Origin of the sequence: Streptomyces lydicus, from assembly GCF_001729485.1 — a bacterium.
Classification (GTDB): Bacteria; Actinomycetota; Actinomycetes; order Streptomycetales; family Streptomycetaceae; genus Streptomyces; species Streptomyces lydicus_D.
The window spans coordinates 4,130,267-4,152,252 of the sequence record NZ_CP017157.1; the positions used below are offsets into that span (position 1 = coordinate 4,130,267).

Annotated in this window: 19 protein-coding genes; 9 read left to right on the top strand and 10 right to left on the bottom strand. The window is 73.4% G+C overall.

Annotated elements, in window-relative coordinates; translation table 11 throughout:
• Positions 1-183 precede the first annotated feature (183 nt).
• A complete protein-coding gene (locus tag SL103_RS17885) occupies positions 184-2,445 on the top strand; it encodes a DUF4132 domain-containing protein (protein ID WP_079145809.1) in 2,262 nt (753 codons plus the stop codon).
• 94 nt (positions 2,446-2,539) lie between these two features.
• On the opposite strand, the gene SL103_RS17890 is transcribed toward SL103_RS17885, so the two are convergent.
• From SL103_RS17890 to SL103_RS17900, 3 genes are all read right to left on the bottom strand, one after another.
• Positions 2,540-3,427: an aminoglycoside phosphotransferase family protein gene (locus SL103_RS17890; protein WP_069570010.1), complete on the bottom strand. Its 888-nt coding sequence runs from the start codon at positions 3,425-3,427 to the stop codon at positions 2,540-2,542.
• A 133-nt stretch (positions 3,428-3,560) separates the two neighbouring features.
• Entirely contained in the window at positions 3,561-4,964 is a 1,404-nt protein-coding gene (locus tag SL103_RS17895; RefSeq protein WP_079145810.1) for a M64 family metallopeptidase, read from the bottom strand.
• Positions 4,965-5,167: 203 nt separating this feature from the next.
• Positions 5,168-6,082 (bottom strand): NADP-dependent oxidoreductase, encoded by a 915-nt coding sequence (locus SL103_RS17900; protein ID WP_069570011.1) that lies wholly within the window; start codon positions 6,080-6,082, stop codon positions 5,168-5,170.
• 167 nt (positions 6,083-6,249) lie between these two features.
• On the opposite strand from SL103_RS17900, the gene SL103_RS39255 reads away from it, so the two are divergent.
• Positions 6,250-7,518, top strand: a complete 1,269-nt coding sequence (locus tag SL103_RS39255) for a helix-turn-helix transcriptional regulator (protein ID WP_069570012.1) — start codon at positions 6,250-6,252, stop codon at positions 7,516-7,518.
• Positions 7,519-7,553: 35 nt separating this feature from the next.
• On the opposite strand, the gene SL103_RS17910 is transcribed toward SL103_RS39255, so the two are convergent.
• The gene (locus SL103_RS17910; protein WP_069570013.1) at positions 7,554-7,970 is read right to left on the bottom strand and encodes a hypothetical protein; all 417 of its coding nucleotides are present in this window, start codon (positions 7,968-7,970) and stop codon (positions 7,554-7,556) included.
• A gap of 44 nt (positions 7,971-8,014) precedes the next feature.
• Complete coding sequence (locus SL103_RS17915) at positions 8,015-8,731, bottom strand: hypothetical protein (RefSeq protein WP_069570014.1); 717 nt, start codon at positions 8,729-8,731, stop codon at positions 8,015-8,017.
• Between the two features lie 267 nt (positions 8,732-8,998).
• Here SL103_RS17915 and SL103_RS17920 point away from each other — a divergent pair, with 267 nt between their 5' ends.
• From SL103_RS17920 to SL103_RS17930, 3 genes are all read left to right on the top strand, one after another.
• Positions 8,999-9,355 carry a hypothetical protein gene (locus tag SL103_RS17920; RefSeq protein WP_208869894.1) on the top strand — a complete coding sequence of 119 codons (357 nt, stop codon included), beginning with the start codon at positions 8,999-9,001 and terminating at the stop codon, positions 9,353-9,355.
• A 238-nt stretch (positions 9,356-9,593) separates the two neighbouring features.
• Positions 9,594-10,979 carry a cytochrome ubiquinol oxidase subunit I gene (locus SL103_RS17925; RefSeq protein WP_099055554.1) on the top strand — a complete coding sequence of 462 codons (1,386 nt, stop codon included), beginning with the start codon at positions 9,594-9,596 and terminating at the stop codon, positions 10,977-10,979.
• Entirely contained in the window at positions 10,976-12,022 is a 1,047-nt protein-coding gene (locus SL103_RS17930) for a cytochrome d ubiquinol oxidase subunit II (protein WP_069570015.1), read from the top strand. The genes SL103_RS17925 and SL103_RS17930 overlap by 4 nt, the downstream gene beginning before the upstream one ends.
• A 22-nt stretch (positions 12,023-12,044) precedes the next feature.
• Here the strand turns inward: SL103_RS17930 and SL103_RS17935 are convergent, their stop codons facing one another.
• On the bottom strand, positions 12,045-12,863 hold the full coding sequence (locus SL103_RS17935) for an endo alpha-1,4 polygalactosaminidase (RefSeq protein WP_069570016.1): 819 nt from the start codon (positions 12,861-12,863) through the stop codon (positions 12,045-12,047).
• Positions 12,864-13,113: 250 nt separating this feature from the next.
• On the opposite strand from SL103_RS17935, the gene SL103_RS17940 reads away from it, so the two are divergent.
• Together SL103_RS17940 and SL103_RS17945 are read left to right on the top strand one after the other, a co-directional pair.
• The gene (locus tag SL103_RS17940) at positions 13,114-14,751 is read left to right on the top strand and encodes a hypothetical protein (RefSeq protein WP_079145811.1); all 1,638 of its coding nucleotides are present in this window, start codon (positions 13,114-13,116) and stop codon (positions 14,749-14,751) included.
• A gap of 38 nt (positions 14,752-14,789) precedes the next feature.
• A complete protein-coding gene (locus tag SL103_RS17945; RefSeq protein WP_069570017.1) occupies positions 14,790-15,935 on the top strand; it encodes a hypothetical protein in 1,146 nt (381 codons plus the stop codon).
• 34 nt (positions 15,936-15,969) lie between these two features.
• Here the strand turns inward: SL103_RS17945 and SL103_RS17950 are convergent, their stop codons facing one another.
• The gene (locus SL103_RS17950; RefSeq protein WP_069573860.1) at positions 15,970-16,878 is read right to left on the bottom strand and encodes a LysR family transcriptional regulator; all 909 of its coding nucleotides are present in this window, start codon (positions 16,876-16,878) and stop codon (positions 15,970-15,972) included.
• A gap of 101 nt (positions 16,879-16,979) precedes the next feature.
• Here SL103_RS17950 and SL103_RS17960 point away from each other — a divergent pair, with 101 nt between their 5' ends.
• Positions 16,980-18,257, top strand: a complete 1,278-nt coding sequence (locus tag SL103_RS17960) for an MFS transporter (protein ID WP_244303948.1) — start codon at positions 16,980-16,982, stop codon at positions 18,255-18,257.
• On the opposite strand, the gene SL103_RS17965 is transcribed toward SL103_RS17960, so the two are convergent.
• The 3 genes from SL103_RS17965 to SL103_RS17975 are packed head-to-tail and all read right to left on the bottom strand — an operon-like array spanning position 18,235 to position 20,569.
• Positions 18,235-19,059 carry a M55 family metallopeptidase gene (locus tag SL103_RS17965; protein ID WP_069570020.1) on the bottom strand — a complete coding sequence of 275 codons (825 nt, stop codon included), beginning with the start codon at positions 19,057-19,059 and terminating at the stop codon, positions 18,235-18,237. The genes SL103_RS17960 and SL103_RS17965 overlap by 23 nt on opposite strands.
• Positions 19,056-19,427 (bottom strand): 5-carboxymethyl-2-hydroxymuconate Delta-isomerase, encoded by a 372-nt coding sequence (locus SL103_RS17970; RefSeq protein ID WP_069570021.1) that lies wholly within the window; start codon positions 19,425-19,427, stop codon positions 19,056-19,058. The genes SL103_RS17965 and SL103_RS17970 overlap by 4 nt, the downstream gene beginning before the upstream one ends.
• A gap of 11 nt (positions 19,428-19,438) precedes the next feature.
• Positions 19,439-20,569: a prephenate dehydrogenase gene (locus SL103_RS17975; protein WP_069570022.1), complete on the bottom strand. Its 1,131-nt coding sequence runs from the start codon at positions 20,567-20,569 to the stop codon at positions 19,439-19,441.
• A gap of 341 nt (positions 20,570-20,910) precedes the next feature.
• Here SL103_RS17975 and SL103_RS17980 point away from each other — a divergent pair, with 341 nt between their 5' ends.
• Positions 20,911-21,984, top strand: coding sequence for an HpcH/HpaI aldolase/citrate lyase family protein (locus SL103_RS17980; RefSeq protein WP_069570023.1), 1,074 nt, complete (start codon positions 20,911-20,913; stop codon positions 21,982-21,984).
• Positions 21,985-21,986: the final 2 nt, after the last annotated feature.

A 21,986-nucleotide genomic window follows, 5' to 3' on the forward strand; every position in this document is an offset into this window, starting at 1 on the left:
GGTCGCCGGATCCGGGCGGGGCAGGGGGCGAGGAGGCCCGGGCGCGATGCATCGCGGCCCCCGCCCCCGACCGCCCTCCGGCGGCCGCGCGGAGCGGGCACGCCGGGGGACGCGGCCGCGACGGACCTCCCCTCGCGTCCGCCCGGACCGCGTTGTCAGACCCTGCCGCTACGGTCGGTCGGTATGGACGAACTGTCACCACACGCCGCGCAGTTGCGTGCCGCGATGGCCGGACCGCAGCAGGACACCGACTGGTCCGGCGGCCTCCGGGCCGCCTGCGAGCAGCTGACCTCCCAGGAGCTGGGCGCGCTCCTGCCGGATGCGTACCGCACGCTCGCCGACGGGAGTGCTCCCGACCACGCCCGGCGCGTCGCCCGCCAGGTGACCTGGAGCACGGTGTCCCCGTCCTTCACCGCCGCCACCCTCACCGCTCTCTTCGCCGCGCTGGCCGCCTCCCCGCGCCCCACCGATCTCCGCTACGCCGCGGGCGGGTTGCTGCGCTGCACCGAACCCTGGGACGAGCCGGAGCTCGCCGCCTCCGCGGCGGCCCTGGTGGAGGTGGCGCCGGCCGAGCCAGGCGAGTACGCGGACGCCGCGCTGGCGGTGGCCGCCCTGGCCGGCCCGGAGACCGAGCAGGCGTTCGCGGACCGGCTGCGTACGGTCCACGCCGACAGCCCGCTGCGGCTCGCGGAGATCGAGGCGATCCTCGCGACCGGACCGCGTGACCGGGCGGCGCTCGGCGAGGACCGAAGGTACGGCCCCCACTCGGGCGACTGGCCGCCCCTGCCGGATCCGGAAGCGGGACGGGCGGCCGACGCGCTCCACGCCGAACTGGCCCGCCACGTGATGTTTTCCGCCGCCACCCGGCTCGCCGCCCTGCACGCCGGAGAGTTTCCGTACGTCGCCGACCAGGTCTTCACCGCGGCCGACGCGGACACCCTGCGGCGCGCCGCCCGGCTGGCGCTGCGCCGCGACGAGCCATGGGCCGGGGAGGTCTTCAGCACCCTGCTGCCCCAGCTCGCGGTCGCCCCGACCGCCGCCAAGACCCTGCCCTCGCAAAGCGCCTGTATCGCCCTCGCACAGGCCGTCGAGGCATGGCCGACCCCGGAATCCGTCGCCGCGCTGCGCGAGGCCCGCCGCGTCGTCCGGCACGCCGGGGTCACCAAGAAACTCGATCGCCTGCTGCGCCGCGCCGAACGCAACCTCGGCCGACGCCCGGAGGCCGCGCTCCGCCTCCCGGACCTCGGCCTCGGCCCCGAGGGCAGCCGCCGACTCCCGTGCGGCGACCACACCGCCGTGCTCACCGTCACCGACGAAGCCACGCTCACCTGGGAACGGGCCGACGGCCGCGCCCTGAAGTCCCTCCCGGCCGCCGCCCGCCGCGACCACCCCGACCAGGTCACGGCCGCACGCGACCTGCTGGGCAAGGCCCGCGCCCAGATACGCACCCTGACCCGCGCACTGGAGGGCGGCTACCTCGCGGGAGCCGTGCACCGCTACGACCGCTGGCGCGACGCCCTGGCCACCCACCCCGTGGCCCGGGGTACCGCCCGTCGTCTCATCTGGGAGGTCGAGCACGCGCCGGGGGAGTGGCGGGCATTCCTGCCCGCGGCCGACCCGGCGGACCACCCCGATCCCGTTCCCGCCCCGTCCGCCGCCGTCCGCCTCTGGCACCCGGCCCGCGCCACGCCGGCCGAGCGGGACCTCTGGCGTGACCGGATCGCGGGCCTCCCATGGCAACAGCCGTTCCGCCAGGCATACCGAGAGCACTACCGGGCCCCGGAGTCCGGCCACTCCACCACCATGTTCCAGGGCCATCTGGTCCGGATCGAAGTGGTCCTCGGACTGGCCGTGCGCCAGGGCTGGAACATCGACGACGACGTGCTCGCCCTGCCGCTCGACGGGTGCACCGCGTGGCTCGGCATCGCCGGGAGCCTCTACCCGGGGGCCGCGGGCTGGGCGGAGGCCGGGGAGGTCACCCTCCGCCGTGCGGACGGCAGTCCGCAGCCACTGGCCGAGATCGACGCCGTCCGGCTGTCGGAGGTCCTGCGCTCCGTCGACCTCCTCATCAGCGCCGGCAGCTTCGCCTGGTGCGCCACCCACGCCCACGACTCCGACAGCCGGCAGCAGCTCCACCGCCTGTACGCCCAACCCCTCGGCCGAACCGCGCAGTTGCGGCGGGCGGCGCTGCGCCGCATCCTCGCCGATCATCTCGCCTCCGGTCGTATGGAGCTGGACGAACGGCACCTGCGACTCGACGGACACGACATCCACCTGGCCACCGGCCGGGTCACGAGGTCCGGTGACCCGGTCGAGATCACGCTCCCCACGGGCCGTCAGGCCGTCCCACTGCCTTTTCTGCCCTATGACGAACCGTTGCTGGAACGCGTCGTCCGTACCGCGGCCCACCTGATGGAGCGGGAGGGGGCGGCAGCACACTCCTGAGGACGGACGGCACCTGCCCGACCTGAGGGACGGCGGGTGCCGTGTCACCGCACCCGCTCGCCGGCACTCGCCGCCCCGGCAGTCGCAGCCCCCCTCACCCGGCGTCCACCCCGTCTCCGGCGAGGAGTTCACGGAGGACGTGGCGGGCGATGGCCGCCATCCTCGGGTTGGTGTCCCGGTAGTAACGCAGCTCCATCAGCGCGACCGACAGTGCCCAGCCGCGCCCCCGCGCCCACGCCGCGTCATCGGCTGCCACGGCGGCACGGAGGACCCGACGCCCCGCGGCGGGCAGCACGTACCACGCCACGATCAGGTCGACCGCGGGATCGCCCACCCCCAGGCAGCCGAAGTCGATGACGGCACCGAGCCGGCCCCCGGTGGTCAGCAGATTCCCCGGCTGCAGATCGGCGTGGATCCAGACGGCCGGTCCGGACCGTTCCGGGGCCCGCAGCGCCGCCTGCCACACGGCCGTCGCGGCGCCGGCGTCGACCTCGCCAGGCAGGGCGCCGAGCGCGTCACGCGTGGCGGCATCACGCGCCACGAGAGGTTCGCTGCGGTACGAAGGAGGCCCGCCCGCCGGGTCGACCCCGTGCAACGCGGCGAGGAACGCGGCCAGGTCCTCGGCCAGCAGCCCGGGTTCGGCGATGCGGCCGACGACCGGGTTCTCGCCCGCCAGCCAGCTGTAGACCGACCAGGGAAAGGGGTATCCCGCAGCCGGTTCGCCCTTGCCCAGCGGCAGCGGAACGGCCGTGGGCAGCGCCGGTGCGAGACGCGGCAGCCACCGGTGCTCCTTCGCCACGTCACCGGCGGCCCCCGCCACCCGCGGGAGCCGTACGACCATGTCCGCACCGAGCCGGTACATGGCGTTGGAGGTGCCGGCGGAATCGACGCGTGCGAGCGGCCGGTCCGCCCACTGCGGGAACTGCGCACCGAGCAGCCGGCGCACCAAGGACAGGTCGATGGCCGCCTCGTCGGCGTGCATCGTGCGGGAACTCACGGGCGTCCTCACCTTCTTGCGCACCGGGGTGAGCCTTCGGCGCGCAGCAGTGCCCCGGGCGGGAGGGGTACGGTACCCGGCCCGCCCGGGGCACGCGGAACGCCGCGGGTAACCGGCCTTACGGGGCTATCCGCCAGCTCAGCGACGACGAGAGCCGGGTCCGCAGTGCCGGGTCGCGGACCGCGTCGGTGCGGTCGGTGGCGCGGGCGGTGACGGTGTGCCGGCGGCCGTCGGCCGGCACCCCCAAGGTGCGAGGCACGACCGACGACTTGCCCCGTGCGGCCCTGCGCTCCCGGCCGTCGACGTACCACCTCACCTGGGCGGACGCCGGCACGCCGACACGGATCCGGTCCCCGCGGTGCTGCACGCGGTCGCCGGCCACCGGGCTGCTCAGCACGCTCGCGAAGCGGTAGAAGCCCGCGATCATCGCCTCACGGCCGGGCAGGTTGAACTCACGGCCCAGCGTGCGCATGATCGAGTTGTCGGTGGGGCGGTTGAGCCCGTGCTCGTAGTAGCCGCCGCCCTCGTAGGCGCCGACCTGCCCGCCGTCCGGCGACGCCTGGCCCATCCAGCGGTACCACTTCTGCTGCTGAGCGGCCATCTGCTCGGCGGAGAGCGTGCTGAGGTTGGCCTGTGCCGGTTCCGGCCCGGTGTAGGTGCCGGACTCCCCGTAGGCGTACTCGTCGGCGAGCTTGCCGAGGGAGTGGCCGGTCTCGTGCACCGCTATCTGGTCGGACTGGTCGTTGTCGGAGGAGGCGGTGGCGATCCCGTCGTAACCCACCTGCGAGGAGATGTCGTTGTAGCCGGCGCCGCCGTACTTGGTGGAGTTGGAGAGCACCACGACGAGGTCCGCGGCCGGGGCCTTGGAGGCGTACGACTCGACCTTGCCGGTGTCGACGCACAGCAGCCGCTCGGTGCCGTCGCAGAAGAAGGCGGAGTCCAGGGCGGTGTCGCGGACCACGTCCTTGGTGGGGTCGCCGGAGACGCCGGAGTCGTTGGAGACCGCGTCGACCGCCCAGACGTTGAACAGGCCGGTGTAGGAGGCGTAGGGCTCGACGGCGGTGATCCTGGCCCACTTGGCGCGGACGTCGGCGTGGAAGTCCTCCTGCTGGGCGGCCGTGTAGCCGTCACCGATGAAGACCACGTCGAGTTTGCTGCCGACGGGGCCGTTCTGCACGATCGGTGTGACGTCGCCGTCGCCGGCCGTGATCGCTGACTTGGCCGACGGCGACAGCGGTTTGGAGGCCGGGACGGTGGTGTGCCGGGGATGGCCGGACGCGCCGGGGAAGTACTCGACGCGCTGCGTGCGGTGGGCCTGCGAGGGCGCGGACGAGGCGGGGGACGCGCCGTCGGCCGTGGCCGCGGCGGCGGTCGCCGCACCGAGTGCCGCCAGCGCCAGGCCGGCGGCCACGGCGGTCCGCAGCGAGAGACGACGACGGGACGCGCGCCGGGTGCCGCGCCCGGAGACGGTGTCCGCGGGGTCGCGGCCTTCGGGGGTGTGCTCGGAGGTACGTCTGTGCATGGGGGGTTTCCTTCCGAAGCCCGCTGCGGTGACGGCGGGTTGAGCCGGATTCAGGCGGGCTCAACGTAAGGGCTCAGGAGGCTCCGGGCAACGGATGGTGCCCAAGTGACAAACCGGAAGGACGAGTTCGGGCTGAGGCGGGTGGGGCGGCGCACGGCCCGATGGGCCGCCGCACCGCCGACGGCCCACCGGACACCACCTCGTCAGACCTCGATGACGAGCTTGCCGCGCACATGGCCGGCCTCGCTCAGCTCCTGCGCCTTGGCGGCATCGGCGAGCGCGAAGGTCTCGGCGATGGGCACGGTCAACTTCCCCTCGACGGCGAGCCGGGCGTGCCTGACCAGCCCCGCCCGGACCTGCTCCGACGGCGTACCGCCCGCCGAGAACGGCACACCGTGCTCGGCGGCGTCCGTGGCGGCGATGGTGACGATGCGGTCCGTCGTTCCGCCGCGCAGCGCGATGGAGACCGGCAGCGCGTCGTGACCGGCCGCGTCGAAGACCGCGTCCACCCCCTTCGGAGCGGCCGCCCTGACCCGGTCGGCCAGGCCCGCCCCGTACGCCACCGGGACCGCGCCGAGGCCGCGCAGGAAGTCGTGGTTGGCCGGCGAGGCCGTCCCGATCACCGTCACACCGAGGGCCACCGCGAGCTGCACAGCGACCTGGCCGACCGCGCCGGCCGCGCCGTGCAACAGCATGGTCTCGCCCTCCCGCACGCCCAGTGCGTCGAGCACGCGCTGAGCGGTCTCACCGGCGACCGGCAGCGCCGCCGCGGCCGCGAAGGACAGCTCGGCGGGCTTGGGCGCGATGTCCCCGGCGAGGGCGTACTCCGCGTAGGCGCCGGTCCTGGTCCAGCCGAAGACCTCGTCGCCGACACCCACCTCGGTGACCCCGTCGCCGAGCGCGTCGACGATCCCGGCGAACTCCAGGCCGGGCACGGCGGGAAACGTGGTCGGGTAGAACTGCTCCACCCACCCGTAACGCCGCTTGTAATCCAGCGGGTTGACGCCGACGGCCACCACCCTCACCCGTACGTCCCCCGGGCCGGGCTCCGGCTTCTCGGTCTGTCGGAGGGCGAGCACGTCCGCGCCGCCGAATTCGTTGTACATGATCGCTCGCATGGCGGAACTCCCCGCTGAAGGCAATGAAATGAGCCGGTCGGCAGGCCCTGCCTGCCGACGGCTTCAGCCTCGTCGTCGGGGAGCGGCCCGCTCGCCGGCCATCAGGACAGTCCGGCCTGGCCGAAAGGCCAGCGCCGCCGTTCGCGCTGCTGACTACGCTGAGACGCATGGAGTTGACCGGACCCGGAGCCGTACCCGCCCTGACCGCCGCACACGAGGTGATCCGCCAGCCACTGGGCGAGATCCTGCCGCGGCTCTCCGCCGTCCTGGCCGAGCTGGTCCCGCACCGCGCCGCGGCCGAACTCTCCACGCACTGCGCCCACTCACCGTTCAAGACCTGCGGCGATCCGGAGATCACCGACCGGCTCTCCACCGCCGACCTGGCGCCGCTGCTCGCCTCGGGCGTCCCGGGCCGTCCCTGGCAGGGCATGCTGCCCCTCGCCGGTGGTGAGCGGCCCGTCCTCGTCGTGACGAGCGGTGCGACGCCCCGGGGCGCGGTCCTGCTGCTGGTGCGCGAGGGGGCCGGTGCGCCGCCCGTCGACGCGCCGGCCGCCGCGCTCGTCCAGGCCCTGTGGGACGTGGTGACCAGCCACTTCGACCGGCTGGCGGCGGAGGCCATGCCCGGGGCGCTGGCCCGCTCGCGGACCGCCGCCGGGACCCGGGCGCGGGTGATCGCGGAGCTGGGCGAGGCGTACTCGGCGGCGCTCACCGCGCTGTTGGGGGTGCTGCGCAGCCGCACCCTCGGCGACGCGGCGGCCCGGGCCACCGCGACGGACCTGGCGGTCTCGGCCCTGGTGGAGCTGCGCGCGGAGGCCGAACGCGATCAGGAGATCGCCGAGGAGCCGGCCGGACAGGCGTTCTCCCGGCTCGCCGACTCGCTCCGGCCGCTGGTGCGTTACAGCCCGGTCCGCCTGGAACTGGGCGCGCCCGACTCCGCCCGGACGGTCGCCGCGGACGTGGCGCACACCGCACGGGTGATCGTCCGGGCCGTGCTGCTGAAGGTGCTGGAGCAGGAAACGGTGACCCGGGTGCACGTCGGCTGGCAGATCACCGACGACGAGTTGCGCGCGACCGTACGGGACGACGGGCCCGGCGCCCTCACCCACGAGGTCCTGGCGCCGGGCCGGGTCACGGAACGGCTCGACGTGCTCGACGGGCGGCTCGACGTCGACGCCGTGCCCGGCTGGGGGACCACGGTGGCGGCGACGATCCCGCTCCGGGTCTCCCACGACCCGGCCCCCGACCCGCTCATCGCCCTGGGCGAACGGGAACTGGAGGTGCTGGCGCGGCTCGCGCTCGGGCACCGCAACCGGGCGATCGCGCAGGAGCTGCACATCAGCGAGTCGACGGTGAAGTTCCACGTGGCGAAGATCCTCACCAAACTGGGGGTCGGGTCACGGGGCGAGGCAGCGGCCCTCTTCCACACCGTGGCCTAGGGCCGTTTCGTGGTCGGCGCACCCCGCGCACCGGGTCAGCCGTGGTCCGCCGCCGTCAGCGCGTCGAACAGCGGCCAGCCGTCCAGTTCGGTCTCGCGGGACGCCGACGGGCGTGGCCCGTCGCCCCTCGCCGCGTCGCGTACCCCGTCGGGCAGCGCGTCGAGGAAGCGGCGGACGACGCCCGGTTCGTGGAGGTTGAGCATCCCGCGCTCACGGGCGGCGACCGAGCCTCCGGGCAGATAGGCGCCGGCGACAATCCGGCCCGGGCGCTCACGGAAGACGATCCGCACCGTGGCCCGGGTGGCACCGTGGTGCAGGGAAAGCACCTCGCGGCACTCCGGCCGCCCCCGCCCCGGCCCTTGTTCCGGCCCCGGCGTGTGTCGGTGGCGGACCGACCAGAGCCAGACGTCCTCCCCCACGACCAGACGGCGGAGCTGATGACCCTTGCGCACGGGGTGAGCGTAGCGAACGCGGCGCGCGGGGGTGCCGGCCGCCGTCAGGCCAGGTGCTTGCCGTTGTCGACGTGCCGGGCCTTCGGTACGCCGCTGAACCGTGCCGCCTGACCCGCCGGAGCCGTGCGCATCGTGCGTTCCGCGCGGGCCCGCCGCTCCTCGGCCTCGTCCACCGGCACCACATCGGTCCAGTAGATGTCGAGCATCGTCCGCAGCGACGTCGGCTCGCTCAGCGGCCCTATGGGGACGGTGATGCTGTCCAGCGCCTGCCACAACTCGTAATCCGCCTGCTCGGCGACGCCACCGCTCCTGGCATGTGCCGCTTGGTGCTTGTGCACGGCGAGGGCGAGGTCGCGCAGGCGGTCCCGGTGGTTCTGCGCCACCTGGTGGTTGATGGACCGGTTGATCTCCTTCTTCACGCGGTTGATCTCCGCCAGCGCGTTCTGCACCGTCCGGCTGAAGTTCGCCGCCCGGTGCCGCCAGGCGTCGTACTCCCGCTTCGAGGCGAACCACTCCTCCTTGCCGGCCTGCCCGCGGGCGAAGCACTCCAGCCGGAACTGCTCACGCTCCTCGCGGCGCTTGCGCAGCACCGAGGAGTTCCGCTGGAAGAGGGTGTTGAGTGCGTCGCGGGTGCGGTCGATGAGGGCGGGGTCGATGAGTGCCGCCCAGATCTCCTGGTCACGCGCGGGAGGGTGGGCGTTGTCGAGGACGAGCTGTTCGTAGCCGGCGTCGTCGAGTCGGGTGAGGTGACCTGCGTCCATCAGTCGGCCTCCAAGCCGGTTGTGGGCTGCTGCCCCCATGGTGACCGCACGGTGTGACACCCGGCAGGGCGCACGGTGGCCGGTACGAATGCGCCCCTGGCATGGGCCAGTGGCGCGCCGTTGTTCGCAGGAGTGGTGCGGCGGAGCCGGGCGCCGGGGGCCGCCACCTGTGATGGTTGAACAAGATCTGAACAGCGGCGGGCGGTTGCCCGTATCTCCTCGTAGCCGTGCCCCCTGGGGGGTTCGTCCACGATGCGAGGAGGGCCCATGAGTGAATCTGGTAACCCGGTGCCGATCCAGGCCATGCCGGACGGAGACGCCGAACTGTCGCTGGTGGTCCGGCTTCAGTGGGAGGACGTCGCAGCGCTCGGCCAGGAGGCGTCCCGGCTCGCCGCCCGCTACAAGCGCCCGGTCGGCCTCGACGAGGCGGCCAGCCACCGGCTGCGCGTCCGGCGGGCCGCGCCGGCCCATCCCAAGACGGTGGCGCAGGAGCGGGCGCAGCCGGCCGTGGCGGCCGCGCCCACCACCACCGTGTCACCGCTGCCCGCCCGATCCCCCCAGGAACAGGCCCGGCAGGCGATCGAGAAGATCAACGGCTCCGCCCTCGGGCACGAGACGGCGTAGCCGGACAGCGGGACGGCTGCTGGGCCGACGGAGCGAAGAACATCGGCCCATCGGCGCAACGCCCGCCGAGGCAGCGTGCCGCCGGCCGTCCGCCGGTGATTGTGTGACGAGCCGGGCCCGACCGGCGCTGTGTCCCGCAGGACTGGGGCCCTGCACCGAGAGGCAGGCACCCGTGCACATCACCGGCGCACTGCTGGCGGCCACCGCCCCGGCCCAACTGCTGCCGGCCAGGCAGCTCATGGCGTTCACCCTGGCCTCGCACATCACCCTGGTGCCCCTGGGTGTGGCACTGCCGCTGATCACCCTGATCATGCACCGGCGCGGACTGCGCCACAACGACCCGGTGGCCCTGCTCCTCGCCCGACGCTGGTCGGCCGTCATGGCGGTGCAGTTCGCGGTGGGCGTGGTGACCGGCACCGTGCTGTCCTTCGAGTTCGGGCTGCTCTGGCCGGGGCTGATGGGTAAATGGGGCGCGGTCTTCGGCCTCGGCTTCGGCGTGGAGGCGTGGGCGTTCTTCCTCGAAGCCGTACTGATCGCCGTCTACCTCTACGGCTGGCGCAGGCTGAAACCGCGCACGCACTTCCTGCTCGGCCTGCCGCTGCCCGCCGCCGCGCTGCTGGGGGCCTTCGGGATCCTGGCGGCGAACGCCTGGATGAACACGCCCGGAGGGTTCACTCTCGACGCGCAGGGCAAGCCGGTGGACGTCGACGTCCGGAAGGCGCTCTTCACCCCGATGCTCGGCCCGCAGTACTGGCACTTCATCGTGGCGATGCTGGTCACCGCGGGGTACGTGGTGGCCGGTGTCTACGCCGTCGGCTGGCTGCGCGGCCGCCGGGACCGCTACCACCGGCTCGGCTTCACCGTCCCCTTCACCCTGGCCGCGGTCCTCACCCCGGTGCAGTTCCTCCTGGGCGACTCGCTCGCCCGCTCCGTCTTCCACGAGCAGCCGGTGAAGTTCGCCGCCACGGAGATCGTGTGGCGGACCGACACCCATGTGCCGGAGTACATCTTCGGCCGGCTGCACCCCGACGGACATGTCTCCGGCGGCATCAAGATCCCGCAACTCGACTCGATGCTGGCCGGGTTCACACCCGGCACGAAGGTGACCGGGCTGACCTCCGTGCCGGCCGACGCCCGGCCGACGGCCACCCAGGCCACCCTCGCCCACTGGGCCTTCGACCTCATGGTCGGGATCGGGTCGCTGCTGGTCCTGCTCGCGCTCTGGTTCGCCTGGAGCCGGCTGCGGCACCGCCGGCTGCCCGCCTCACCGTGGTTCTTCCGCGGCGCGGCCTGCGCCGGCGTGGCCTCCGTCGTCGCCGTCGAATGCGGCTGGATCACCGCCGAGGTGGGCCGCCAGCCCTGGATCGTCTACGGGCACATGCGGATCGCCGAGGCGGTGACGCCGACCCGGGCCCTCACCCTGTGGATCATGTTCGGCCTGGTGCTGCTGGTGTACGTCTTCATCTTTGGCTCCCTGCTGGCCGTTCTGCTGAAGATGCGGACGCGCTGGCGGGTCGCCGACGAACCCACCGGAGCGGCGCGGGACGAGGAGCCGGAGCGGGACACCCCGTACGGACCCCGCTCCCGGGTACCGGCCGGTCCCCACCGGGACGGTGACGGATGATCGCCGACCTCATCGCCGCCCTGCTGCTGCTCGTGATCGCCGCCTACGCCTGCGCCGGCGGCACGGACTACGGCGCCGGGTTCTGGGACCTCACCGCCGGCGGAGCCGAGCGCGGGCGGCGGCCCCGCTGGCTGATCGACCACGCCATGGCTCCGGTGTGGGAGGTCAACAACGTCTGGCTGGTCTTCGTCCTCGTCATCATGTGGACCGGCTTCCCGGTCCTCTTCCAGACGGTGTTCTCCGCGATGTGGGTCCCGCTGGCGCTGGCCGCCGTCGGCATGGTCCTGCGCGGTGCCGGGTTCGCGCTGCGCAAGCCCGTACGCCGGATCGCCGGCCGCCGGCTCTACGGCGCGGTGTTCGCGCTGGCCTCCCTCCTCACCCCCTTCTTCCTCGGCGCGGCCGTCGGAGGCATCGCCTCCGGCCGGGCGGCACCGGGCACCGCGGCGTCCGCCGAGGCATGGTCCAACCCGACCTCCGTGCTCTTCGGGCTGCTCGCCGTCGCCACCACCGCCTTCCTCGGCGCGGTCTTCCTGGCCCGCGACGCCGACCGCTTCGACGCGCCCGACCTGGTCGGCCACTTCCGGCGACGGGCGCTCGGCAGCCTCGTCGCGCTCGCCGTCCTGACGGCCGTCATGCTCACCGTCACCCGCACCGACGCCCCGCACGTCTGGCACGGACTGACCCACGGCGCGGGCCTCGCCCTCGTCATCCTGGCCGGCGTCTGCTCCCTGGCCACCGGGTGGCTGCTGGTGCGCCGGAGCGGCACGTGGTCCCGGGCCACGGCGGTCGGCGTGGTCGCGGCGGCGGTGCTCGCCTGGGGCGTCGCCCAGCGGCCCTACCTCGTCCCCACGTCCCTGACGGTGGCCGAGGGGGCGGGCGCTCCCTCGGCCCTGCGCTGGCTGGGACTGGTCATTCTCGTCGCCGTGGTGTTGATCGCTCCGGCCGTGGCCCTGCTGTACCGGCTCGACACGCAGGGCGAGTTGGAGCCGCTGTCGGACGCCGACCTGCGCGGCACCGGACCGGACCACCGCGGCGAGGTCTGACACCCCGGCCCCCGGGCGCGCCTCAGCAGTGCTCGTCGACGTACCCCTCGGCACCGGCCGGGACGACATCGCGGTCCCGCAGCGTGACGGACAGCTTCCTGCCCCAGGCGCGGCAGGCGGCGGTGAAGTCCTTCCTGGTGTATTCGATGACGAAGATCCGGTCGTGGTAGGCGTCCGCGAAGTCGGTGCATTCGTGGTAGCGGGTGCACTCCTCGACCACCGCGAAGTCGAAGCCGATCCCGCTGCGGCGCGGCAGCAGATCGGTGGTGTTCTTCTGGGCGATGGCCAGCCCCTGCTGATGGGCGCGGCGCGCCAGCAGCTGCGCGAAGGCGGCCGCCTGCCGGGCCGTGAGCCTGCCGCGGGACCGCTCGTAGGAATCGAGGTTGTCCGGTTCGACGGCGTCGAACCCGGCCGCGGCGCAGCCGTCGATCCAGGGGCCGACGACGTCCATGAGGGCGGTGCGTTTGGCGGCCGTGGAGATGTCCAGCAGCGGCTCGTTCCAGTCCTCGTCGACGACGGGCTCTCCGTGCCCGTCCCGCAGCACGAGATCCGGATGGTGCGCGTTCCAGAAGCCGGCGGCGTCGGGCTGCGCCTGGAAGGCATTGACGTAGCAGACGTTGTAGCGCCCGGCGGCGGGCTTCGCGGTGCGGTCACGGGAGACCGCGCGCACGCCGGCCGGCGGCGGATAGGCGCCGCCGAGCTGGTAGTCGAACACCGCGTTCGCGGCCGGGAGCCGCACCGGGCGATCGGCGTCCTCGGGGGAACGCGCGGGTGAGCATGCCGTGCCGAGCGCGAGGGCCAGGACGCCGGCGACGGCGATAAAGGGACGAAGTGGGCGCACGGGGCGAGCTTACGTGGGGCGGCCACCGGCCCCGGCTGCGGGTTCCGCCGCAGCGACCCTCCCCACCGCGGTGTCCGCCGGGAAAACTGTTACTCCGTCAACCACCGGCGCATTCGCATGGCATCACGCCGGCAACGGCGAGGCTTATCCGATCTTCTGCCGAAGGCGTTCCATACTGCCGCCGGATACCGGAACCGTGACCGGCGGGAATGCGCTTCTCCCGGTCCGGGCGAGCGGCGAGAGGACGGGAATGCCCGAGGAGTTTTCGGAACGGCGCCGGGCGACGGCCTGGCTGCGGCACACCGCCGGGCCGAGTTTCGAGGACCGTGCCGAGGGGCCCGCCGAAGAGCACCTCGACGACGACCTCGGGCCCGGCCACCCCGCACTGGGGCCCGGCCGGCTCTACCGCAGGGTCAGCGGGGTCGACCGGCACGCGCGGGAGGTGACCCCGCAGGAACTCGACGCCCTCGGCGACCCCATGGCCACCCTGTTCTTCCGGCGGAACGTCTTCCCGATGGCCGTACAGGAACTGCTGGACGGGCTCCCCGCCGCCCCCGACCAGCCCAAGGTCTACCTGGTGAGCGAGGCCGGCACGATCCCGCCCGACGCCGCACCGCACCTCCGGCGCGACATCCGCTTCGCGATCACCTACGCCGTCCAGGGCAACGAAGCCGACCTGCTGATCAGCACCGGCGCCAACAGCGACCCCAGGACGACCTTCCTCCAGGTCGCTTCCTGGGACGAGCACAACGAGGTCTTCAACTACTACATGCGGATCAACCCGAGCTGGGTGTGGACCGGCAACTCCTGGGACGCGCTGGCCGCCCCGTCCCGGGGGAAGGGATGCTTCGACAGCCACATCAACGGCAGCGTCGTGATGAAGGAACTCAAGCAGCCCTGGCTCAACTGGCAGTCCCAGTCGGCCGCCATCCAGCTCGCCGCGGACGACCCGCTGCGCGCGGACCCGCTGTACCGCAGGGTGATCGGCGCGGAGAACCTGGAGCCGACGGTCCGCTCGCAGATCAACCGGTGGACCCGCGGCCGGCTGCGCGCGGTCACCGACGGCGGCACCGTGCAGCACCCGGACCATCTGCTGCGCCAGCTGTTCACCACGACGACGGTCAACCTCACCAGCACCGCCACCCAGAGCGCGGCGGTCGGCCCCGACGACGACCCGCTGCACCTGCCCATGGGCTTCTGGCTGAACAACGACGCGCTGCTCGACGACCTCGAACTGGAGGTGGACGCCGCCGTCCCGGCCGCGCCGGCCGCCCTCTACACCGCCGCCCTCGACCGCTTCGGCTTCCGGCTGGAGGAGAAGGCCGGCGACTTCAGCCGGCCCGGCGACACCTTCTTCGCCTTCGTGGTGCCCGAAGCGGCCCTGGAGGACAACGCCGTCGTCCGGGCGCTGTGGCAACAGGGCCTGATCACACCGAAGTTCGCGGCCGCCGCGCTGATGGTCGACTTCCCCAACCCGGTCTTCAGCGCCGACCGCGCCCGGCTGATGCGATACGTCCCCACCGGGGCCACCGCCGCCGCCGGGCTCGGCGACCTGATCGCCGAGCGGATCGTGGCCGCCGCCGGACAGCTGCCCGCCGACAGCCCCGAGGCGCAGTTCGCCGCGCACTGGAGCCGCCCCGAGGACACCTGGCGCGCCGACTTCTCGCAGCGGCTGACCGGCTACCTGGAGAACGTCCAGCGGCGGATCACCACCGCGGACGGCTACGACGACTACGTCCGGCTGGCCGAGTCCCGCCGCCGGCAGTTCAAGGCCATGAGGCTCCACGAGTTCGAGCTGACCCTGCCGGTCACCGGCATCCCCGAGACCGCCCCCACCCTGCGGATGCGCGAGGACGCCACCGTCACCGCAGTCACCGCCCAGCCCTGAACGCGCCCCGCGCGCCCACCCCACCGAGGAGCACCACCATGACCACCCTCAGCAGCTACGGGCCGCCCGGCGGGCTCACCGACCTCAGCGACTTCGGCCGTAAGGCGTGGGACGTCTTCGTCTCCGACAACATCGACGCCGCCGTCAAGGGACCCGACCCCGGCGAGGTGCTCAACGACGGCCCGCGGTCGCAGTTCTACAACCTCACCAAGACCGACACCGCCGCCGACGCGCAGACCGCGACCGTCAGCTGGACGGCGTTCCCCCGCCTCCTCAAGATCAATTCCACCTCCGACCTCCAGCGCTGGAAGAAGGCCGAGGCCAGCCGCAAGGTCCAGGACGAGTACTGCGAGTGGAGCGTCACCCGCACCGACGGCAAGATCACCCGAGCCACCTTCACCTGCGAGGGACCCGAATACTGGGACGTCCTCGCGAAGACCAGCCCGGAGACCGTCCTGCGCCTCTACCGCCGGCACATCAGCCCCGACGTGCAGGAGGGCGACCTCTTCGTCAACGGCGCCTACGACCGCTTCAACAAGTGGAACAGCACCACGACCAACGGGGCGATGCACCTCATCCAGAAGAACAACACCCTCGCCGCGGAGATCGAACTGGCCGCCGCCGCGACCCTCCGCCGGGTCATCGACGGCACCGAACTCACCGCCGAACAAGAACTCATCAAGTGCAGCCGCTACGGCCAGGCCGAGCGCAACAGCGACCCGCACATCGGCGGCTCGGTCAACGCCCTCGCCCGCCAGAAGGCGGACATCAGCCTCGCCGACCCCGTCGGCCTCTACTTCGACGGCCTGTCCACCGAGGGCTGGGAAACCCCCGACGGCTCCGACCCGCAGAGCTACTGGAGCTACGAGCGCGGCGACGCGGAGCACCGGGTACGCGCCGTGTACGAGGTCCCCGCGAACAAGGGCTTCACCGTCGGCGACATCACCGTCAACGGCCGCGCCCTCCAATTCGGCGCCCAGATCGCCGACTTCATCACCATCAAGCTGGTGGCGGTCGCCTGCCGCTTCGGACAGAGCACCACCGCCCCGCAGACCGCGTGCCGGCAGGACGCCCCCACCGAACTCGCCCGCCCGGAAGAGGCGTTCGTGGCCAGCGCGTTCTCCGCCTACGGCTACCTGGGCACCGCACCCGGGCAGGCCCTGCGGCCCACCCGTAACGCCTGACGAATCGCGGCCGGCCGCCCGGCACCGGCCCCGGTCACTGCGCGATCAACGGGCGCAGTTCCGGGGCCAGTGCCGTGGTCAGCGCGCGGAAGACCGTCACCTCCGGATTGGCGTCGTCCGCGCGCACCGCGAGGTAGCTGCTCTCCCAGGGGGCGTCCAGCACGGGCACGAACGCCGCCCCCGGCCAGGCGTAGTAGCGGGCGAAGGACTTCAGGCCCGAACCGGCCGTGCGTCCCGCGACCACACCGGTCAGTACGTCCTGCGGGGTCAGCGCGACATCGGGACCGCGCCGCCGTGCCACCTCCCGGAAGTACAGATAGTCGGTGAACGGGGACGGGGTGTGGCCCGGCACCCGGACGAACGGGAGGTCGACGATGTCCGCCATGCGCACCCCCTCGTCCCGGGCGTCCGCGAGCGCGGAGGCCGCCGGCACCGCGACGACGCGCTGCTCCGTGGTGAGCACGTCCACGGCGACCCGCGGATCGTCCGGCGCCGGCCGTACGAAGGCGACGTCGACCCGGTCCTCGGTCAGGGCGGTGACGTGTTCGGTGAAATCCAGGATCCGCAGCTCGACGGGCACCTCGGGACGGGCCCGGCGGAAGGCGTTGACCGCGGCGGGCGTCAGTTCCGCCGAGCCGTGGCCCATGATGCCGACCCGCAGCGGGCGGGGAGCGTCCGGGCGCGGCTCCCGCACGACGTCGGCGAGGTCGTCCATCGCGGCGTTCGCGGCGGCGAGCAGCGTGCGGGCGTGTCCCGCAAGCCGCGCCCCGGCGCGGGTGGGGGAGACCGGGTTGCGGTGCAGCAGCAGGGTGCCGAACTGGCTCTCCAGCTGCCGTATGTGCTGGGTGACCGCGGGCGGCGAGAGGAACAGCCGGGCGGCGGCCCGTTTGAAGTGCCCCTCCTCGACCACCGCCAGGAAGGACGACAGCAGGCGAAGATCCATGCCGGTCACCCTACTGGCCCTCCCGCCACCGGCCGGAGCGGCGTTCAGGAATGCTGAACGCGTGCTGCGCGCGGCGGCCCCCGGCGCGAAAACTGACCGCCATGAGCACCACGACGAAGCGCCGCGGGAGGCCCGAAGCCCCCGTCACCGCCCCGATTTCCACCGCCCCCTCCGCACCCCTGCGCCGGTACGGACCGCGGGTGGCCTGGACGATGACGGCCTCGGGCTGGAGCGCCAACCAGTTCTCCGCCCTGCTGGGCGCCTACCGCACCGGGACGGGACTGTCGCAGTCCGCGGTGACCGGCCTCTTCGCGGTGTACGTCGTCGGTCTGATCCCGGGACTGCTGGCCGCCGGCCCGCTCGCCGACCGGTACGGCCGCCGCCCGGTGACGCTCACCGCGCTGGGCCTCAACCTGCTGTCCACCTGCCTGCTGATGGCGGGCGCGACGGCCCCCTGGTGCCTGCTGCCGGGGCGCTTCGTGACCGGCGTCGGCGCGGGCGCGCTGCTGGCCGCCGGCAGTGCCTGGGTCAAGGAGCTGTCCTCCCCGCCGTACGACCCGGACGGGCCACCGGCCACCGCCGCCAAGCGGGCGGGGATGTTCGTCTCCGCGGGCTTCGCGTCCGGCGGCCTGGCCGCCGCACTGATCGCCCAGTGGGCGCCGGCCCCCATGGTGACCGCGTATCTGCCGCACCTCGCCCTGGCCGTCGGCGCGGGCGCGGCCGCGTACCGGGCTCCGGAAACACTGCCGGCGTGCGCACTGCCCGGCGCGGCCGTACCCCCGAAGGCCCCGGTCCCGTGGTCCCGTTTCCGGCGGACGATCCTGCCGCTGGCACCCTGGGTCTTCGCCGCCCCGACGATCGGCTTCGTCACCCTGCCCGGCCTGGTCGCCGGCGGGCTGACCGGCTGGCAGACCGTCTACGCCGGCGTCGCCACCGCCCTCGCACCGGGCTGCGGACTGGCCGTCCAGCCGCTGGCCCGCCTGCTGGCCACCCGTCACCGCCTCGTCCGCGGCACGGCCGGACCCCTGACGATCGCGCTCGGGCTCGCGGTGGCCGCGGCCGCCGCGGCCACCGCACAGCCCTGGTGGGCACTGGCCGCCACCGCGGTCCTCGGTGCGGGCTACGGCCTGACCCTCAGCTTCGCCCTCACCGAGGTCACCGCCCTCGCCCCGCGGACCGCGCTGGCCCGGCTGACCGCGCTGTTCTGGGCCCTCGCCTACCTCGGCATGTTCACCCCGTACGTCATCACCGCGCTGTCCGCCGTCTTCGGGGTGCCGGCCCTGCTCCGGACGGGCGCGCTGCTGGCGGTGCTGTCCTGCGTCCTCTTCGGGTGGCTCAACCGGTCGCGGCGCGCCGTCACTCCGCGATGCCCCGGGTGAGCAGCACCACGGCGACGAAGGTCCGGTACAGCCGGATCGGGTCGTGGTCGGTGACCCGGACGGTCAACTCGTCGGCGCGCTCCACCCGGCTGATCCATGTCGCCATCTCGGCCAGGTCCGCGTTGCGGAACCGGACGGTGAGGGTGGCCGGCAGCTCGATCGCGGGCGGGGCGGCGTCCGGCAGCCGCAGCACCGCCTCCCGGGCCGCCTCCGCGATCACCTCGCGGGCCTCCTCCGGATGCCGGCTGTCCGCCGCGAAACGCGACACCGACTCCTTGACGACCGCCACGCCGATGCCGGGACAGAACGGCGCGGCCTGCTCGGCGGTCGTCCGGTCACCGGTGATCAGCACCACCGGCACACCGTGCCCGAGCGCCACCAGGGCGTTGACGCCGCTCTCGCCCGCGGGCACCCCGTTCAGCCGTACCCCGGCGATCGCCCGGGGGTTGTAGGTGTGCGACAGGGCGGACGGGGCGCCGTCCATCGAGCCGTGGTACGAGACGAAGAAGACGCCGTCGAAGGAGGCGTCCAGACCCTGCATCATGTAGAGCGGTTTGTGCCGCCCGGACAGATAGCGGGCCCGGCCCGCGAGCCGGTCCGGCCGGAGGTTGGCCATCGCCCCGTGCGCGTCGTTGACCAGGAACGCGGTGGCACCGGCGGCCCGTGCCCCCTCGATCGCCGCGTTCACCTCTGCCTGCAGCAATTCGCAGAAGTAGGCGTACCGGTCGCCCGACGCCCGGCACTGTTCCCAGTCGACCACCCCTGCGGTGCCCTCCATGTCGGAGGAGACGAAGATCTTCATCGTCCGTCCGCCGCCACGTGCTTCGCGTACGCCGCGGTCAGCTCCCGTACGTCCACCGACGCATGCACCGTGACGCCGGATGCCGAGGCGGTGTGACGGCGCACCAGCTGCAGGACCGCCGCGCCCAGCGCCGACCTGGTCTGTGGTGTACGGCCCGGAAGGATCGCCAACTCGACGTGGATAAGCGCCTGTTGGGGGTCGCCGTGCGCGATGACGACCTCCTCCGGACACCGGAAGCGGGTCTTGCAGCTCTCGACGGTGATGCCGTCGACCGTCCGGGCGGCCAACGCGTGCAGTTCGAGGGCGAAGCGACGGCGGTCGAGGACCTCCAGAAGCGCCCGGTCGTACTCGACGAGGATGTGCGGCATGGGTGTGCTCCTCAGCGGGACTCGGTCGGGGGAGTGGACGGCCGGCGGCGGACCGACCAGCCGCGGCCGCGCAGGACTTCGGCAAGCGGGTCGGCGACGTCCGGGGTCACCAGGAGCGCGACGGTGCCGCCGGGGGGAGCCGGGGTGTCCGTCCCGTCCGGCAGGACCACGTCCTCCAGGTCCAGCCGCGCGGCGTCCACGTCCCCGAGCAGCCGCGCCAGTTCCCGGTCCCGGTCCGGGCCGACCGCCACCGACAGCACGGCGGGCGGCTGCGCCGCGGGCCCGCCGTGCGGAGCCGCGACGCGGGACCGGCCCTCGGCGCCGCGGCGCAGTAATCGGGTCAGCTCCGCCAGTGCCTCGCCCTGCGGCCGCGGATCGCCCCCGGCCAGGCGGGTCAGCGCGGCGGCCGCGCTCTGCAGGTCCGCGCCCAGCTCGGCGAGCAGCGGACCGACGGCGGCGGCGTTGGCGGCGAGGATGTCCGCCCACAGCTCGGGCTCGCCGGCCGCGGCCCGGCCGAGGTCCCGCATGCCGCGGCCGGCCAGCCGTACCGCGTGGTCCGTGCCCTCCAGCAGCCGGGCCGCGGTCAGGCTCGCCACCAGGCGGGGCAGATGGGACGCCAGCGCCACCGCCCGGTCGTGCTCGGACGGCTCCAGCAGCACCGGCACCGCGTTGCACAGCGAGACGAGTTCCAGGGCGCGGTTCAGGGCGAGTTCACCGGTCTCCGGGGTGGGGGTGAGCACCCAGTGGTGGTCCTCGAACAGATCGGCGCGGGCCGCGAGCGGACCGGAGCGCTCCCGCCCCGCCAGCGGGTGCCCGCCCACCAGGCTGGTGGTGTCACATCCGAGAGCCAGGCACTGGGCGTGCACCAGCTCCTTGACGCTCGCCACGTCCGTGTACGTCCGGGCCAGCTCGGCCTTCTGATGGTCCGCCAGGACCCTTGCGGTGTGCGACGGCGGGACGGCGATGACCGCGAGGTCCACCGGCGCCGGGGGTAATCCGGGTATGCCCGCACCACGGGCGGCGGCGATCCGTATCCGGTCCGGGTCGTGGTCGATCAGGTGGGTGGTCACTCCCCGGCCGGTCAGCGCAAGGGCGATGGACGTACCGATGAGACCGGTGCCGACGACTGCAGCGGTGTGCAAGGGGTGCTCCTGGAGGGGGGACGGTGTGCCACCGGCCGGCCGGGGGACCGCGTCGTCCCCCGTTGGTCGGCGGCTCGTTCGACGGGTGCCAGCCGTGCGCCCGATGGAACTCCACCTTGCCGGCGCCGGGCAAGAGGGCCTGATCGGTGCCGGAGGGAGAGCAGGTCCGCGGCCGGCGGGCCGGCGTGCCTCCGACGCCTGGTCACCGCCCGTCCGGTGACCAACGGCACACGTACTGATCAGTAGTGTTACCGCGGCGCACGGGCCTAAAGTGAGGCCGGATGGCGCCGCCGGACACCGGCGGCGGCCCCCGCACCCCTCGATCCGACCAGGGAGACTGCATGCGCTCTCCGAAGGACTTCTTCCGCCCGCTGGCCGTCGGCGCGCCGACGCCCGTGCGTGAAGTGCCTTTCCGGCCGTCCCGGATGATCCACTTCTTCGACCCGGGCAACGAGAAGATGGCGGCCAAGGTACCGGCCATCGCCCCCACCGTGGACGTACTGCTCGGCAATCTGGAGGACGCCGTCGCAGCCGACCGCAAGGAGGCCGCCAGGTCGGGCCTGGTGAAGATCGCCAAGGCCACGGACTTCGGCGACACCCAGCTGTGGACCCGGATCAACAGCCTCGACTCGCCCTGGGCGTTGGACGACCTGCTGACGCTGGTCACCGAGATCGGCGACAAGCTCGACGTGATCATGGTGCCCAAGGTGGAGGGCGCCGAGGACATCCACTACGTGGACCGGCTGCTCGCGCAGCTGGAGGCCAAGGCGCAGATCCAGCGGCCGATCCTGGTGCACGCCATCCTGGAGACCGCCACCGGTGTCGCCAACGTCGAGGAGATCGCCGGCGCCAGCCCCCGGATGCAGGGCATCTCGCTCGGCCCCGCCGACCTCGCCGCCAGCCGCCGGATGAAGACCACCCGCGTGGGCGGCGGACACCCCGGATACCTCGTGCGGGAGGACCCGCACGGCCCGGACGGCGCCGCGCCGCGAGCCACCTTCCAGCAGGACCTGTGGCACTACACCCTCGCGCGGATGGTGGACGCCTGCGCCGCGCACGGCATCCTGCCGTACTACGGGCCGTTCGGTGACATCAAGGACACCACCGCCTGCGAGGACCAGTTCCGCAACGCCTTCCTGCTCGGCTGCGTCGGCGCCTGGAGCCTGCACCCGGTGCAGATCGACATCGCCAAGCGGGTGTTCTCGCCCGCCCCGGCCGACGTGGCCTGGGCCCGCAAGGTCATCGAGGCCATGGGCGACGGCACCGGCGCGGTGATGATCGACGGCAAGATGCAGGACGACGCCACGTACAAGCAGTGCCAGGTGGTCGTCCAGCTCGCGGAGGCCCTCGCCGCCCGCGACCCCGAGCTGCGCGACGCCTACGCAGCGGCCGAGTCCCGGCAGAACAAGGAGTAAGA